We start from the raw sequence: 15,087 nt of genomic DNA, 5'->3' as shown, positions 1-15,087 counted from the left end.
GGACAGAATTATGAGAGCAGTATCCAAATCAGCAATGCACCGCTGTGCGACCGGGGTGGCCGCTCTGGCCATTCTGGCCGGGTGCGAGGGGCCTCTGGATTATGACCTTCGCGGGCAGATCGGTGGATTTTCGACCACCAATGCAGCGCAATCCGCGACGGCATCCCGCCCGACACCGGACAACCGGGGCGTCATTACCTATCCGAATTACCAGGTGGTCGTGGCCCGCCGCGGCGATACGGTGCGGGACGTGGCCGCGCGGGTTGGCCTGCCCGAGGGCGAGCTTTCGCGCTTCAACGGCCTGCAGACAACGGACACGCTGAGAGAGGGTGAGGTTCTTGCATTGCCACGCACTGTTGGTGCTGGCAGCGGCGTGGACATCGCGTCGGTTGCCGGGTCTGCAATTGACCAGGTGCCGGCGTCGGGTTCGGTTCAGACCACAACACTGGAACCCGCGAAACCGGCAACAACGCCTGCGCCGATTTCAACAGGACCGGAGCCGGTCAGGCATAAGGTCAAGCGGGGTGAGACGGCCTATACAATCTCGCGCCTCTACCAGGTTCCGGTTGAATCGCTGGCGGAATGGAACGGGCTGGGATCAGATTTTACCGTGCGTGAAGGTCAATACTTGTTGATTCCGGTCAAGAACCAGCCAGCGCCCCGGCAAAATGCGGCTAGTGCCGCGCCCGTTCCCGCCACGGAAGTGACGGAACCGGGGCAGGGTTCTCCGACGCCGACGCCACCCAGCGCTACGCAGCCCTTGCCGGACGAAAAAGTTGCGCCTTTGGCCGAGGCCCCCGACGTGACCGCCGAAGCGCCAACCAATACGCGCACTTCCGCGCTGTCCCTGCCGGTTGGCGGCACTATCATTCGCGGCTATGACAAGGGCAAGAATGAGGGCATCGACATCGCTGCCGCGCCGGGTACGTCGGTCACAGCAGCCGAGGCTGGTACTGTCGCGGCGATCACAGCGGACGCGGATCAGGTGCCGATCATTGTGGTCAAGCACAACAACGATCTTCTGACTGTCTATGCAAATGTCGACAAGATCACCGTCAAGAAAGGCGATAAGGTACGCCGTGGTCAGAAGCTGGCTCAACTGCGGGGCGGCGACAATGCCTATGTGCATTTCGAAGTCCGCAAAGGATTCGAGTCCGTAGACCCGGAACCTTATCTGAAGTGAGACTAGATGGCCCGTACCGGGCCATGCCTTCGGCGAGAGTATTTCTGAAAAGATGAAGCCTGTCAGACGTACGGGTCATAGTCGCTCAGGCGCTTTCCAGGTTCGTCGGCGAAGATCTCCGGAAGGGGTGAAACAGCTTCGATCAGGTCGATTCGAAAAACACGAAATCCGTTGCGCAGCTCACACCAGGCGGTAAGGGTCCAGACCCTCCCCCAGTATTCCATATGGAGCGGGCGGATGGTGCGTTCAGTCAAAACGCCGTCGATGCGGCGATAAGAAAGGTGAAGTTTCTGACGTGATTTGATGGCTGCGCGGATCGGTGCCATATGGGCAAGGCCCCTTGCGGCATCGGCAAACGGGTAGACCGCGAATTTCCAGCTGTCCGCCTCGGCCACGACCTGCGTTGGCAAAACAGCGTCGATCTTGTCGGCAAGCGATTGTGCGGCAGCCTTCAGGTCAGTATCTGCGGCCTCGGCCACGATGGCCATGCCAAGATTCAGCGCCTCAAGCTCGGCTGTGGTCAGGTTCAACGGGGGCAGGGTGATCTGCTCGCGCACCATGTAGCCGACACCGCGCTCTCCCTCGACCGGAACGCCCGAAGCAACAAGCGTATCCATGTCGCGATAGATGGTGCGGACCGACACCTCAAGCCGGTCCGCAATGTCCTGCGCGCGGTGCAGTTTGCCATCGCGCAGGATCTGGATGATATCGAACAGGCGGTCAGTGCGGCGCATGACACGCCGTTCTGACTGCGTTTAGGCAGTCATGTTCCATAGGACTTTCTCGTGACGCATCTGGATACTATCGGGATTGATGACCGCCATCATGCCTGCCGCACATTCCTGTTGCGGAAACTGCGCAGCGGCGTCCTCTGCCGCTTTCAAATCGGTCCAGACAACATAATCGGTCCAGCGACCATCTTCGCCCTGGCTAAGCTGCCGATGGGCGAAGCCCGGCGCGCTGCGCACAAAGGCCTCAGAGGCCTGACTGAGTTTCACGAACTCTTCCGGCGTGGTGCCATTGGCCAGGGTGAAGGTGACGATTTCAGCAACGTGGGTCATTTAAATCTCCATTGACCTTGTTTCGATGCCAAATCCCTAACGGATGACAACTGACATAAACCTGTCAGTTGAGAATTGCGACCCCTTAGATTCCTCGCGTTTTCCAAAATTTTTGCCCGCAACCCGTTGCAGATGCCTTTTGAGACCAGCGATCGAGGCGTAAAGACTGAGTCAGTTGATGTTCCCGGCGCGCAAACGTGCCGACGAAAAAGGAGAGAAGACATGCTCAACAATATTGGCCTTCCTGGCCTGCTGCTGATCGCCGTTGTGGTTCTGGTTCTGTTCGGACGCGGCAAGATCAGTTCGCTGATGGGCGAAGTCGGCAAAGGCATCACCGCGTTCAAGAAGGGCGTCAAAGACGGTTCGGAAGAGCTGGAAAAGGACGCTTCTGAGCTGGCCAAGGACGTCACGCCTGAAACCGAGAAAGACAAGGCGTAAGCGCGGATGTTTGATCTGGGCTGGACCGAGCTTCTGGTCATCGGCATCGTTGCCCTGATCGTTGTGGGGCCAAAGGACCTGCCGGTGCTGTTCCGCAATGTCGGACGTTTTGTCGGCAAGGCACGCGGAATGGCGCGCGAGTTCAGCAGCGCCATGAACGAGGCCGCCGATCAGGCCGGGGTGAATGAGATCAAGAAAGGTCTCAACGCTGCCGTGAACCCTGTGGGATCGGCCATGGACGGTGTCAAGCAAGCCGCGCAGGAGATGGCGAAAAGCATCGATCCTACAAAGTTCGACCCTGAAAGCGAAACGGGTAAACTGGCGGCCGAGCGGGCCGAGCAGGCCAAAAAGGTTCAGGCGTCAGCCGCCCGTGCCACCGCCGAGCGCAAGGCCAAGGAAGCAGCCGATGCACTGGCCAAGGCAGAAGAGGCCGAAGCCGCGCTGAACACTGAAAGCAAGACATGAGCAAAACCGACGAGATTGACGATTCTTCGGCCCCGTTGATCGAACATCTGGCCGAACTGCGCACACGGCTGATCCATAGCGTTGTGGCGTTTCTGGTCGGTATGATCATCTGTTTTTCAGTGGCGACGCCGATCTTCAATTTCCTGACCAATCCCCTGTGTGACGTTCTGGCTGAGCGCGGGCAGGATTGTGGCCTGATCTTCATCTCGCCACAGGAAGGGTTCTTTGTTGCGATCAAGGTTTCCCTATTGGGTGGGTTCATTCTGGCGTTTCCCTATATCGGGATGCAGATGTGGCGCTTTGTAGCACCGGGCCTCTACAAGTCCGAGAAAAACGCGTTCCTGCCTTTCATGCTGGCTTCGCCCTTTATGTTTCTCCTGGGCGCAAGCTTTGCCTTCTACGTCGTCACGCCTCTGGCCTATGACTTTTTTCTCGGGTTCCAGCAATTCGGGGCTGAGGGTGAAGCCGTGGCCGACGGGGTCAACGCGGCACCGCTGAGTGTGGTGTTCCAGGGCTCAGCCCAAGAATATCTGAACCTGACGATCAAGTTCATCGTGGCCTTTGGATTATGTTTCCAACTGCCGGTTCTCCTGACCCTCATGGGGAAGGCAGGACTGGTCAGTGCCGAGGGGCTGGGTGCTGTTCGGAAATATGCGGTGGTCGGCATTCTGGTTCTGGCCGCAGTCGTCACACCACCGGATGTCATCACACAAATCATTCTGTTTGTGGTGGTCTACGGCCTGTACGAGATTTCGATCTTCCTGGTCGCGCGAGTAGAAAAGAAACGCGAGGACCAGTTGCGCGCTGACGGTTATTACGATGATGAGCCGGAAGCGGATGATGACCTGATGCAGGAATTCGAAGACGACAAGTAAATCTGCCGACGAAAACAAAAGGGCGCGCCATCCATGGGCGCGCCTTTTTCTTTTGAAACTCTTGTTGTGCCAATTGGAACGTGCTTTGAACCCCTCAAGACAAAACCGGAGGCCCATATGGACGACCAAGCCCTGAACCGTATCGCCGAGGCGTTGGAACGCATGGCACCGGCTCCTTTGGCGGCGCCTGATTTTGCCGTTGCTCCGGCATTTGTGTGGCATGTCGAACCGGATCGACTGGAACCTGTTACACATGTCAACCGGGTCGATCTGGATCTCCTGGTCGGCATCAATCGCTCTCGCGACACGTTGATGGACAATACGCGCCGGTTTGCAGCAGGGTACAAGGCAAATAACGCGCTGCTCTGGGGGGCGCGGGGGATGGGAAAGTCCAGCCTTGTAAAGGCCGTGCATGGCTCTCTGAGCGCTGATTATGCCGACCTTAAACTGGTCGAATTGCAGCGCGAGGATATGGGAACGGTGGCGCGGTTGCTGAACCATCTGCGCGCAGCGCCCTACAGGTTCATACTGTTTTGCGATGACCTGTCGTTCAGCCACGATGACCAGCACTACAAATCTCTCAAGGCTGTTCTGGATGGTGGTATTGAAGGCAGGCCAGAGAATGTGGTCTTCTATGCCACTTCAAACCGTCGCCATCTGATGCCGCGGGATATGATCGAAAACGAACGCTCCAGCGCCATCAATCCTTCCGAGGCGGTCGAAGAAAAAGTCTCGCTGTCGGATCGCTTCGGCCTGTGGCTTGGGTTCCATCCCTGTGATCAGGACGAGTATCTTGCGATGATCGACCGCTATTGCGCCGCCTATGGCGTTTCTGTTGATGCAGAGATCTTGCGCGCCGAGGCAATTGAGTGGCAAGCCACGCGCGGGTCGCGCTCTGGCCGTGTCGCCTGGCAATTCTTCGTCGATCTGGCTGGGCGCAACGGCGTGCATATCGCCTGATCCAGGCTTCACCTGGCTGCAAATATCCCCGCCAGAGGCATGGCCCGTCAGGGCCATTTCCTAAAGCAGTGCCAGAATCCGCGCAGCTTCATCCTTGGTGCTGTTCAACACGCTCCGGTCTTCCCCGGGATGAAAACGCGCACGGACGGCCGTGGGCATCGGCGCGGGTTCGACAACCGAAACCCGAGGACCGGTGCGTTCGGTTTCGACGGCCCAACTGCGGGCCAGAGCCATCTGCGCGGCCTTGGTGGCACCGTAGATGCCATAAAACTTCTCGCCAGCTTTCGGATCGTCAAAAAACACCGCATGGCCACTCTCGCCCAGAAGGGGTGAGACATAGGGGATCAGAACCGAGGTCGCGTTTGCATTTGTGTTGATCGCCTTGGCCCATTCCTTGGGGTCAACAAAATGCACTGGCGTCAGTGCTGATGTGTGGATGGCTGTGTGCATCCACAGGTCAACCTTGCCCCAACGGTCATGGATGCCACGACACAGGGTCGCCATGGCGTTTGGATCGGTGATGTCCATGGGGGCCAGAGTGGCTGACCCGCCCTTCGCCTTGATACGATCGTCCAGCTCTTCCAGCCCGCCGGTGGTCCGGGCGACGGCGACGATATGGTATTCAGGTGCCAGCGCTTCGGCCAGCGCAGCGCCCAACCCGCGAGAGGCCCCGGTGATAAGGGCGATTTTTGTCTGATCGGTCATGGCTGCGGTTTGAACCCCTGCGCGAGGGGCGTCAAGTCGCGATTAGCTTCCGGGAATGGCGATCCGCTTGGTCTGGCCGCTTTGTCGCAGCATGATGCCCTGTTCGTCGATTGCTATCACCGTACCCGAGGCGACACGGCTTCCGGGTTCAACCTCTTTCACGCGGCCCGATGACAGGCGTACCAAGGCGTGCAGTTCGGTTTTGGGCCCGAACACCCCCAGAACAGAAACAGAGTTCTTGTTTAACGCGCCCTGCTGTGTGGCCGCGCTTTTGACATTGGTGTTTGACATGGTCCGTGGCCCGGCATGAGTTCCGAACCCCTTATTTCGAGTGAGTGGTTGCCGCCCGATATCAAAACGATCAGGTGAGCAAAAGACCCACACAGACTCCACGCTTCACGACGTAGCGACCCATTTGTTAGTCCCTGTGATCGTGCAAGAATCGCCGCCGGGTTGTGGCAGATTTCCACTCATCGGTGGAACAGTATAGATGCGAGCCACCCTGAATAGGGTTGTCCTATCTGCATGCCGAACGGATTGATTCGCGGTCTGAATAGAAGCTGGACGTGCACTCGGTGGGCGGAGTCTTTCAGCCTGAGGCGAGTTTAGCCGCATTCCACGACCCGCCCGGAACCTGCATATCCGCGCGTTTCTGGCTGACACGGCTGCTGTTTTCCAGACTGTCCAGGTAATCCGCGCTAACGCTGCCTGTAATGTAATTGCCATCAAAGCAGGAACAATCAAATCCCTGGATGTCCGGGTTTCCTTCCTGGGCCGCCCAGATCAGGTCCTCCAGATGCTGATAGAACAGTGCATCGGCGCCCAGCTCTTCACGGATCTCTTCGATCTCTTTGCCATTTGCGATCAGCTCGGCCTTGGTCGGCATGTCTATGCCATAGACATTGGGGTATTTGACCGGCGGCGAGGCGCTGGCCACATAAACCTTCTTGGCCCCGGCATCGCGGCACATCTGAACGATCTTTTTGATGGTGTTGCCGCGCACGATGGAATCGTCGATCAACAGAACGCTGTGGCCTTCGAATTCCAGCGGAACGGCGTTCAGCTTGCGGCGGACGGATTTCTGTCGCTCGGCCTGGCCCGGCATGATGAAGGTACGCCCGACATAGCGGTTCTTCACCAACCCCTCGCGATAGGGGATGCCGGTGATTTTTGCCGCTTCCAGTGCCACGGGGCGGGCGCTGTCGGGTACGGGAATGATCCGGTCGATTTCCAGGCCGGAGTCCTGAATTTGTTTCGCCAGCGTCTGTCCCATACGCATCTGGGTTTTATAAACCGAGACACCGTCCAGCAGTGAATCCGGGCGCGCCAGATACACATACTCGAAGATACAGGGCGTCAGCTTGCCTTCGACCGCCTGAAACTCGTGCATGTTGCCTTTCAGGTCGATCAGGATGGCCTCGCCCGGGCGCAGATCGCGCAGCTTTTCAAAACTGTTGATACCAAAGGCTACGTCTTCCGAAGCAAAGGCATAATCGTCCCCCTGACCGTCGACATTGCGTTTTGCGACCGAAAGGGGCCGAATGCCAAATGGGTCGCGGAACGCCAGCATGCCAACACCTGCCACCAGACAGATGACTGAATAGGCGCCCTGAACCCGCTCCATCGTCATCTTCACACCGGCAAAGATGTTTCGGATCGGGTCCGAATTGCCGTTCACCTTGATGGCGTCAGCCACTTTGTCGGCCAGCACGTTCAGCAGGATTTCCGAATCCGATGTGGTGCGCAGGTGGCGGCTGTATTTCCCGGTCACCTTCTCGCGCTGTTCCGCTGTGTTGGTGATGTTGCCGTTGTGAACAAGATAGATACCGTAGGGTGCGTTCACGAAGAAAGGTTGCGCTTCAGCCGCGCTGAGTGATCCGGCCGTGGGATAACGAACATGCCCCATGCCGACATGACCCAGAAGGGTTTCAGCATCCTGGGCGTTGAACACGTCCTTGACCAAACCATTGGCTTTCTTTTCCCGGAAGAATTCGCCGTTGTAGGTCACGATCCCGGAGGCATCCTGACCCCGGTGCTGCAACATCAGCAACCCGTCATAGATCTCAGCAAAGACATCATGTGTCCGGCTTGCGATTCCTAAAATCCCACACATTCAAGGGGCTCCAACTTCTATGACGATATCATTCGAGGATTGACCGCAGTTCGGCACCGAACTTTCTGCATCTTCAGCGCGGAAATGTTCGCTACACAGGAACAAGACGCCGTTAGGGCGACCATCACTGCGATCAGCGCGCATTCATACAGAAAGTACAAGATGGGTGGCTCCGATTCCGTGGCAGGTTGGCCCCCACATAATGCCTATTGGCGTGGCTGTCATCAAAGGATCACAATAGCCAAATGCCGCAGGCCAAGTTTGCGTATGTCGACGTAGAAAAACGAAGATGGTGACATGCGCAAACATATGTGCTGTCATGCATTTGATTGCATACATTAACTGCTAAAACTCAGCACCTCGGGGGGACCTGAATGTGGCAGCATAAACCTCCTCACAAGAACCAGGAACGGATCAGGCAGCGGTGCCATCGGTGCCGAGGATTGGGGCGCGCATCGTGCCAGATCTGTAACGGAGCGGGTGAGATCGCCAAAAGCAGAGATATCTTTGGAAAACCGATCTTCAGTCGATGTGACGGGTGCTTTGGTTTGAAAACAATCCGCTGTACCGTGTGCGGTGGCGAGGGGTTTGTCTGATCTGCAACAAAAAAGCCCGGCAGGGCCGGGCTTTCATGAATTGGTGATCTGCCTCTATCAGCCGTTGGAAGGTGCAGTTGTTGCCGGTTCAGCGTTTCCTGCCGTGCAACTGGCGACCAGCTGTTCATACTGAGTCGTAACCCACCCCAGAGCCGCCTCGGGGTTTTGTTCCTCAATCTGGCCGCTGAACTGTTCAAACACCTTGGCCGACCGGCTTTCATCAACAATTGTGTAAGACTGGCCGGTCATGACGGTGTCGTAAACGAAGAACGCAATCGCAACCAGAAGAATGCCACGAGCGATGCCGAAGAACAGCCCCAGAGCCTGATCCAGGCCGCCAAGGGCCGAGCGCTGAACCAGCGATGAAAACAGCGGCGTGAAGATACTGACCACGATCAGCGCCACCGCAAAGACCGCTGCAAACCCGGTGATCACAGACAGTTCGCAGCTGTCACGCAGGAAATCTCCGACGACCGGGATTTCCTTGACCAGAGGTACCGCCTGCGGGGCGAAGATGAACGCCAGAACGGCCGCTGCGACCCAACCCGCGATGGCCAGAACTTCGCGCATAAAACCGCGCGAATAGGCCAGCAAGCCTGACAGCACGATGATCAGGGCAACCACCCCGTCGATTATTGTAAAACCTTCCATGGCCCTCGCCTGTTCTTTTCTGCCCCTCAAGGCGGGACTTTAACCTGCTCCGAAGGTTTCGCCAACAAACCCTACCAAATCAGAGGGCCGGGTGAGTGTCAGACCTGCCACAGTACCGGTTTTGCCACCTGCCGGAGCTATTGCCGCTGTGAAACCAAGTTTTTGTGCTTCTTTCAACCTGTTTTCTGTCTGCGGAGCCGGTCTAAGTGCCCCGGATAGCGAGATTTCCCCGAAAACGACGGTGTCTGAGGGCAGGGCCGTGTCCTCGCGCGCGCTCAGCAATGCAGCGGCAACGGCCAGATCGGCGGCGGGTTCACTGACTTTCAATCCACCGGCCACGTTCAGATAGACGTCGAGACCCGCAAAGGGAATGCCGCAACGCGCTTCGAGAACGGCAAGGATCATCGCCAGCCGCCCGCTGTCCCATCCCACCACTGTCCGGCGCGGCTGTGAATGGGGGGACGGGGCAACAAGGGCCTGCAATTCGACCAGAACCGGCCGTGTGCCCTCAATCCCGGCAAAGACGGCAGAGCCAGGGCTGGGCTTACCTCGTTCCGACAGGAACAAGGCCGAGGGGTTGGTGACCTGCGCCAGCCCTTTGCCTGTCATCTCGAATACGCCAATTTCGTCGGCGGGACCAAAGCGGTTCTTGACCGCCCGCAGAATACGAAACTGATGGCCGCGCTCGCCCTCGAAATACAGCACCGTATCAACCATGTGTTCGACAACACGGGGCCCTGCGATCTGGCCTTCCTTGGTGACGTGCCCGACCATGATGATCGACACACCATGCCGTTTCGCAAAGGCGGTCAATTCATGAGCAGCCGCCCGGACTTGCGACACGGACCCCGGCGCGCTGTCGACATTGTCCGCCCACATGGTCTGGATCGAGTCGATGATCGCCAGACCGGGTTTCTCGGCTTCAAGCGTGGTAAGAATGTCGCGCAGGTTGGTTTCGGCAGCAAGTTGCACCGGCGCATTCTCCAGCCCAAGGCGGCGCGCCCGCATGCGAACCTGCGCACTGGCTTCTTCACCCGAGACATAGATCGTCTTGACGCCAGCACGGGCAAATCGGGCAGCCGCTTGCAGCAGCAGGGTGGATTTGCCGATGCCGGGGTCGCCGCCCACCAACAGGGCGGAGGCCGGGACCAGCCCGCCGCCCAGAACACGGTCCAGCTCTTCCACTCCGCAGAGTGTGCGGGGTGGCGGGGTTTCCTCGGTCGACAGGTCGGTGAGCGTCATCGACCGTCCGCGTTTCGAGCCCAGCGATTTCTTGGCTGGGCCTGCCGACAGAGGTACGTCCTGGATGATCGAGTTCCACTCGCCGCACCCGTCGCAGCGGCCCGACCAGCGGGAATGGGATGCGCCGCAGGCGGAGCAGGAGAAGGTTGGTTTTGCCATGACGTCTTGGTGCCCGAGGATGGGCGGTTCTTCAAGCCCTTGCTGGGCTTTCCTCGTCGTCAGCGCCCTATGTCCGGGCGTTGGTTTTGCAGTGGCGTTCGGTGAGAATGCCCAAAGCGATGGAGGCAAGGATGCAGGCCGTGAACAGGTAGAGACCCCATGCGGTCTCAACAGTGGCGTAAGAGATGCCCTTGGCCAATGTGATGTAAAGCGCGATCAGGAAGATATCCGCCATCGCCAGCTTGCCTAGGATACTCAGCGCAGGCTGCACACGGGCATCTAGCAGGTTCCACTGTATCAGCGCGGTGCCAATGGTTTTGATGTAGGGCGCGAAGAGGGCAAAGATGGTGACGACCAGCGCAAGGAAGATGTCGGATTTCCAAAGCGACTGGAGGCCGGTGATGACGCTGATTTCGCTAAGGCCAAAGATCGGCAGGAACCCCGCGCGCATCAGCGGGGCGAACCACGCGACGGGGTAGAAAACCAAAAGTGACAGTGTTGCGAAACGCAATATCATGGCGGCCAACGCTATTAAGTGTGACCGCCTGACATTACGGTGTTGGATCGTGGGTTCAAGGATGCTTGTTCAAAAGCTTATCCTGCGCGCTTCATACGAGCCATCAGGTTGGTTTTGAGAATGAACTGATGGAACAAGGCAGCCAGAAAATGCAAGACAATCAGAACAAGCATTAGCGTTTTCAGGATCTCATGCACTTCGGCGGACGCTGCTATCCCACCAAACCAGGCCAAGGCACCTGAGGCGGGCACCAGCACCATCAACGCATAGAGTGAGAAGTGCGTGATATGTGCGGCGAGCTTCATCGCGGCTGTTTCTTTTTCCGGTAGCGGCGGCGCGCCGCGGGTCAGACGTAGTGCAATCCGCCAAATCGCGAGCGCAAGGACAAGCAATCCTCCGAATACATGAAGAGCAACTGGTGCTTGAAAAGAGACAGGCAATCCGCGTTCGAATTGATCCCAGGCTTCAGACATCGGCTCGTGAAAGAGAAATTGAATTGCGATCAGAACGAAAATGACCCAGTGAAGGGCGATTTGCGCGCGAGAATACGAAGTAGGCATGGGGAAGCTCCGACAAACTTTAACGTTGCGCTGGTTTAACGCAAAACTGTCAGATTTCCGTCGATGATTTTTGATTTATTTGTCCAGCATCACTGCTATCAACGCACCGCCTCAATCGGCCCCTCAGCGCTCCCGCTGATGAACTGCTCCACATAGGGATCACCTGAGGCATCCATCTGGCTGACCGGGCCGGTCCACTGGATCACCCCTCCGTGCAGCATGGCCACGTTGTCAGCAATCGCGCGGACGGAGCTCATGTCGTGGGTGATGGTCATCGCGGTGGCGCCCATCTCAGTTACGATCTCGCGGATCAGGTCGTTGATGACGCCGGACATGATCGGGTCGAGGCCGGTGGTGGGTTCGTCAAAAAAGATAATCTCAGGCTCGGCGGCGATGGCGCGGGCAAGGCCCACGCGTTTTTGCATCCCGCCTGACAGTTCTGCCGGAAAACGGTCGGCCACGTCGGATTTCAGGCCCACGCGGCGCAGTTTTTCGATGGCGATCTCGCGCGCTTCCTCGGTTGGACGTTTCAGCGAGCCGCGCAGCAGGCGGAAGGCGACGTTCTGCCAGACGGTCAGCGAGTCGAACAGCGCACCGCCCTGAAACAACATTCCAAACCTGGCCAGAAACGCATCCCTGTCACCGGATTGTGCATCTTTGCCGTCCACGTAGATCACGCCACTGTCAGGGTGGATCAAACCCAGAATGCACTTCAATGCCACCGACTTGCCGGTGCCCGAGCCGCCAATGATCACCATTGAGGTGCCTTTGGGAATCTCAAGGTTCATGCCTTGCAACACACGGTTGTCGCCAAAGGCTTTATGTACGTTCTCCATCCGGATCATAGCGAGAAGAACACCCCCGTGAGAACAAAGTTTGCGGCGAGGATCAACACGGCTGCGGCCTCGACCGACCCTTTGGTAGCGCGACCGACACCCTGTGCGCCACGGCCCGAGTTCATGCCGTAATAGCAACCCATGATAGCCGCGATCACGCCAAAGGCCGCGCCTTTGACCAGAGACGATACTATGTCGCGCATCTCAAGGAAATCGACCGTGTTTTTCAGATACGCCGCCGGGTTGAAGCCCAGATTCTGCGTAGCGACAGTGTACCCGCCCGCAATCCCGATAACGTCACCTACGGCGACCAGTGCAGGCACGGTGATCAGCGCGGCCAGCACACGTGGAGCAGTAAGGTATTTCATCGGATGGGTCGACAGCGTGACCAGAGCGTCGATTTGTTCGGTCACTTTCATCGTGGCGATCTCGGCCGCGATGGACGAGGTCACGCGCGCGGCGATCATCAGGCCGACCAGAACCGGGCCAAGTTCGCGCACCATGCCGATAGCGACGATCTGGGGCACGACGGCCTCGGCGTTAAACCGTGCACCGCCCGCATAGATTTGCAAAGCCAGCGCGCCGCCGGTGAAAATGGCGGTCAGGCCGACGACGGGCAGGGACAGCCAGCCGATATTCAGCAGGGCCATCCCGAATTCACGCGGATAGAAGGGTGGGCGCAGGATGTGCGACACTGCATCAAGCGCGAACAGGGCCACCCGGCCAAAGGCCGCAAGCAGGCCCAGCACGGTGCGGCCCAGCCCCCCCAGCGCGCTGATTGGGTTCATTCCACGTAGCCCCGCGAATAGCGACTGCCCATTGATGTCAGGATTTCATAGCCAATTGTACCAGCAGCCTCGGCCAGATCATCAACGGTTTGATGACCGTTGAGAATGCGCAGGCGCTCCGGGTCTTTCGGCAGGTCCGTGACGTCCACGGTTATCAGGTCCATTGAGATACGTCCAACAACTGGGCAGGGTTGGTCGCCCGCAAATGTGTCGATGCCGCCGCCAATAGCGCGATGCAGGCCGTCTGCATAGCCGGCAGCAACGGTGGCGATCCGGGACGGCCGTCGCGCCACCCAGGTGTTTCCATAACCCACGGTCTCGCCCACGGCCAACTTGCGCACCTGGATGACAGGAAGGTCTACGGTTACGACAGGCTTTGCACCGACAAAGGGCATTCCGCCATAAAGACCAATGCCCGGGCGACAGAAGTCAAAATGAAACTCAGGCCCCAAAAGCATCCCGCCCGTCGCTGCCAGGGAGCGCGGCGCAGCGACCCCATCAGTCATGTCGCGGAAGGTTTTCAGTTGTTGCTGGTTCATCGGGTGTTCCGGCTCGTCCGAGCAGGCCAGATGAGACATGATGAGCGCCGGGTTCAAGGCTTCGGCCTTGGAACGCAACTCAGCCCAGTCAGCAGGTTCAAGACCAAGCCTGTTCATGCCACTGTCCAGTTGGATACCAAACGGGTGGTCGGGCAGGGCCTCTGTGTGGCGTTGAAACTGTTCCGGCGAGTTGATCAGTGGTATCAGGTCGTTGCCGCGCAGCAGGTCGGCATCGCCTTCCATATGTCCCGAAAAAACGAAAATCACCGGGCCGGGGCCAACTGCCTCGCGAACGGTTGCGCCTTCTTCTGCGGCGGCCACGAAAAACTTGCGAACACCTTCTTCTGCCAACGTGTCGCTGACAGGTCCTGCGCCCAGCCCATAGGCATCTGCCTTGACCACGGCGCCGGTTTCGACCCCGGTTTTCGCGTCGAGTGCCCGCCAGTTTCTGGCGAGGGCCTGAAGATTGATCGTCAAACGTGCAGTACTCATGGGACTGTTCATGACATTGCGCCGTCCAAGGTCAAGAGGGAAAGGGCTTTTTCCGCGACAGATTGCGCCCACCAAGCGACAGATACGGCGGAAAACACCCAAAAAAGCAGACATTTTGGCGACTTACTGCTGTATTAAGCCGTTTTCGGGATTGTCTTCACATAGGTGTTAAAGTGATGTTGAGAACAAGATCGTCCCATCGCTGCAATAAACGGTGCTGCGGCATATCCCGAGGAAATCATGGATTTTTATACCGATCAAACGCCAGATCCGTCCGAAACAGCCCGGTTTTTCGCAGAAGTATTTTCGGCGTCGGAAGGCCCGGACGAGGGGGCGATTATCGAAGCTTTCGTGCAAGAGATGATCGATACCACCCCACCACAGGACCTGATGGTGTGCACCGCGCGACGCGATCAGGTGCTGCTTGGCTGCGCCATCTTTTCCCGAATGCTGTTTCCACAGGATGCGCGCCGGGTATTTATCCTGTCGCCTATGGCTGTCCGAACAGACAGGCAAAAAGCCGGGGTTGGACAGGCTTTGATTGCCTATGGTCTGGATTGCCTGCGGGCATCAGGCGTGAACGTGGCACTCACCTATGGTGATCCCGCTTACTATCGAAAAACAGGTTTTGAGCAGATTTCTGAGGCCACTGCACAACCGCCGCTAAAGCTGAGCCATCCGCATGGCTGGCTGGGGCAGTCGCTGGATGGTCAGGCGCTTGCGCCACTTAGCGGCCCGTCGCACTGCGTGTCTGCGTTGAACAATCCGACGCTTTGGTGAGTGCGGGGTTCAATCTGTCAGAATACAGGCGGGCGGACCTCATTCTTGGTTCGCGCACCAGATCCTGAATCGCGCGACAGGTTCACAGAACCTTTTTGCTTTGCCAACAATCAAAGGAAAGTCGGGA

Annotated in this window: 18 protein-coding genes; 6 read left to right on the top strand and 12 right to left on the bottom strand. The window is 58.0% G+C overall.

Annotated elements, in window-relative coordinates; translation table 11 throughout:
• The first annotated feature begins 10 nt into the window (after nucleotides 1-10).
• The gene (locus ACR0M9_RS02815) at nucleotides 11-1,183 is read left to right on the top strand and encodes a peptidoglycan DD-metalloendopeptidase family protein (protein WP_480772794.1); all 1,173 of its coding nucleotides are present in this window, start codon (nucleotides 11-13) and stop codon (nucleotides 1,181-1,183) included.
• A 62-nt stretch (nucleotides 1,184-1,245) separates the two neighbouring features.
• Here ACR0M9_RS02815 and ACR0M9_RS02810 read toward each other — a convergent pair whose 3' ends face one another.
• Entirely contained in the window at nucleotides 1,246-1,917 is a 672-nt protein-coding gene (locus ACR0M9_RS02810) for a helix-turn-helix transcriptional regulator (RefSeq protein WP_267364189.1), read from the bottom strand.
• 21 nt (nucleotides 1,918-1,938) lie between these two features.
• On the bottom strand, nucleotides 1,939-2,244 hold the full coding sequence (locus ACR0M9_RS02805) for a hypothetical protein (RefSeq protein ID WP_267364188.1): 306 nt from the start codon (nucleotides 2,242-2,244) through the stop codon (nucleotides 1,939-1,941).
• A 222-nt stretch (nucleotides 2,245-2,466) separates the two neighbouring features.
• On the opposite strand from ACR0M9_RS02805, the gene ACR0M9_RS02800 reads away from it, so the two are divergent.
• The 4 genes from ACR0M9_RS02800 (at nucleotide 2,467) to ACR0M9_RS02785 (ending at nucleotide 4,982) form a co-directional block, all read left to right on the top strand.
• Complete coding sequence (locus ACR0M9_RS02800; protein ID WP_209503727.1) at nucleotides 2,467-2,682, top strand: twin-arginine translocase TatA/TatE family subunit; 216 nt, start codon at nucleotides 2,467-2,469, stop codon at nucleotides 2,680-2,682.
• 6 nt (nucleotides 2,683-2,688) lie between these two features.
• On the top strand, nucleotides 2,689-3,147 hold the full coding sequence (gene tatB, locus ACR0M9_RS02795; RefSeq protein WP_209503728.1) for a Sec-independent protein translocase protein TatB: 459 nt from the start codon (nucleotides 2,689-2,691) through the stop codon (nucleotides 3,145-3,147).
• A complete protein-coding gene (gene tatC / locus ACR0M9_RS02790; protein WP_480772793.1) occupies nucleotides 3,144-4,022 on the top strand; it encodes a twin-arginine translocase subunit TatC in 879 nt (292 codons plus the stop codon). The genes tatB and tatC overlap by 4 nt, the downstream gene beginning before the upstream one ends.
• Before the next feature lie 117 nt (nucleotides 4,023-4,139).
• Nucleotides 4,140-4,982: an ATP-binding protein gene (locus ACR0M9_RS02785; protein ID WP_267364184.1), complete on the top strand. Its 843-nt coding sequence runs from the start codon at nucleotides 4,140-4,142 to the stop codon at nucleotides 4,980-4,982.
• A 60-nt stretch (nucleotides 4,983-5,042) separates the two neighbouring features.
• Here the strand turns inward: ACR0M9_RS02785 and ACR0M9_RS02780 are convergent, their stop codons facing one another.
• From ACR0M9_RS02780 to alr, 10 genes are all read right to left on the bottom strand, one after another.
• Nucleotides 5,043-5,687, bottom strand: coding sequence for an SDR family NAD(P)-dependent oxidoreductase (locus ACR0M9_RS02780; protein ID WP_267364183.1), 645 nt, complete (start codon nucleotides 5,685-5,687; stop codon nucleotides 5,043-5,045).
• 42 nt (nucleotides 5,688-5,729) lie between these two features.
• Nucleotides 5,730-5,978, bottom strand: coding sequence for a hypothetical protein (locus tag ACR0M9_RS02775; protein WP_209503732.1), 249 nt, complete (start codon nucleotides 5,976-5,978; stop codon nucleotides 5,730-5,732).
• Nucleotides 5,979-6,276: 298 nt separating this feature from the next.
• On the bottom strand, nucleotides 6,277-7,800 hold the full coding sequence (purF, locus tag ACR0M9_RS02770; RefSeq protein WP_480480629.1) for an amidophosphoribosyltransferase: 1,524 nt from the start codon (nucleotides 7,798-7,800) through the stop codon (nucleotides 6,277-6,279).
• Nucleotides 7,801-8,453: 653 nt separating this feature from the next.
• Entirely contained in the window at nucleotides 8,454-9,047 is a 594-nt protein-coding gene (locus tag ACR0M9_RS02765; protein ID WP_267364181.1) for a CvpA family protein, read from the bottom strand.
• A gap of 39 nt (nucleotides 9,048-9,086) precedes the next feature.
• Nucleotides 9,087-10,448, bottom strand: a complete 1,362-nt coding sequence (gene radA, locus ACR0M9_RS02760) for a DNA repair protein RadA (RefSeq protein ID WP_480772792.1) — start codon at nucleotides 10,446-10,448, stop codon at nucleotides 9,087-9,089.
• A gap of 67 nt (nucleotides 10,449-10,515) precedes the next feature.
• Nucleotides 10,516-10,965, bottom strand: a complete 450-nt coding sequence (locus ACR0M9_RS02755; RefSeq protein WP_480772791.1) for a paraquat-inducible protein A — start codon at nucleotides 10,963-10,965, stop codon at nucleotides 10,516-10,518.
• Between the two features lie 77 nt (nucleotides 10,966-11,042).
• Entirely contained in the window at nucleotides 11,043-11,525 is a 483-nt protein-coding gene (locus ACR0M9_RS02750) for a cytochrome b (protein ID WP_267364177.1), read from the bottom strand.
• Between the two features lie 98 nt (nucleotides 11,526-11,623).
• Nucleotides 11,624-12,370: an ABC transporter ATP-binding protein gene (locus ACR0M9_RS02745; protein ID WP_480485443.1), complete on the bottom strand. Its 747-nt coding sequence runs from the start codon at nucleotides 12,368-12,370 to the stop codon at nucleotides 11,624-11,626.
• Nucleotides 12,367-13,149 (bottom strand): MlaE family ABC transporter permease, encoded by a 783-nt coding sequence (locus ACR0M9_RS02740; RefSeq protein WP_209503739.1) that lies wholly within the window; start codon nucleotides 13,147-13,149, stop codon nucleotides 12,367-12,369. The genes ACR0M9_RS02745 and ACR0M9_RS02740 overlap by 4 nt, the downstream gene beginning before the upstream one ends.
• Nucleotides 13,146-14,180 (bottom strand): alanine racemase, encoded by a 1,035-nt coding sequence (alr, locus tag ACR0M9_RS02735; protein ID WP_480772790.1) that lies wholly within the window; start codon nucleotides 14,178-14,180, stop codon nucleotides 13,146-13,148. Before alr ends, ACR0M9_RS02740 begins: the two co-directional genes overlap by 4 nt.
• A 240-nt stretch (nucleotides 14,181-14,420) precedes the next feature.
• Between alr and ACR0M9_RS02730 the strand changes: the two genes are divergently transcribed.
• Nucleotides 14,421-14,960 carry a GNAT family N-acetyltransferase gene (locus tag ACR0M9_RS02730; protein ID WP_480558013.1) on the top strand — a complete coding sequence of 180 codons (540 nt, stop codon included), beginning with the start codon at nucleotides 14,421-14,423 and terminating at the stop codon, nucleotides 14,958-14,960.
• Nucleotides 14,961-15,087 lie beyond the last annotated feature (127 nt).

The sequence above is a fragment of the Ruegeria sp. CH2 genome (assembly GCF_056537065.1).
This window is presented reverse-complemented; position numbering and strand designations above follow the sequence as displayed.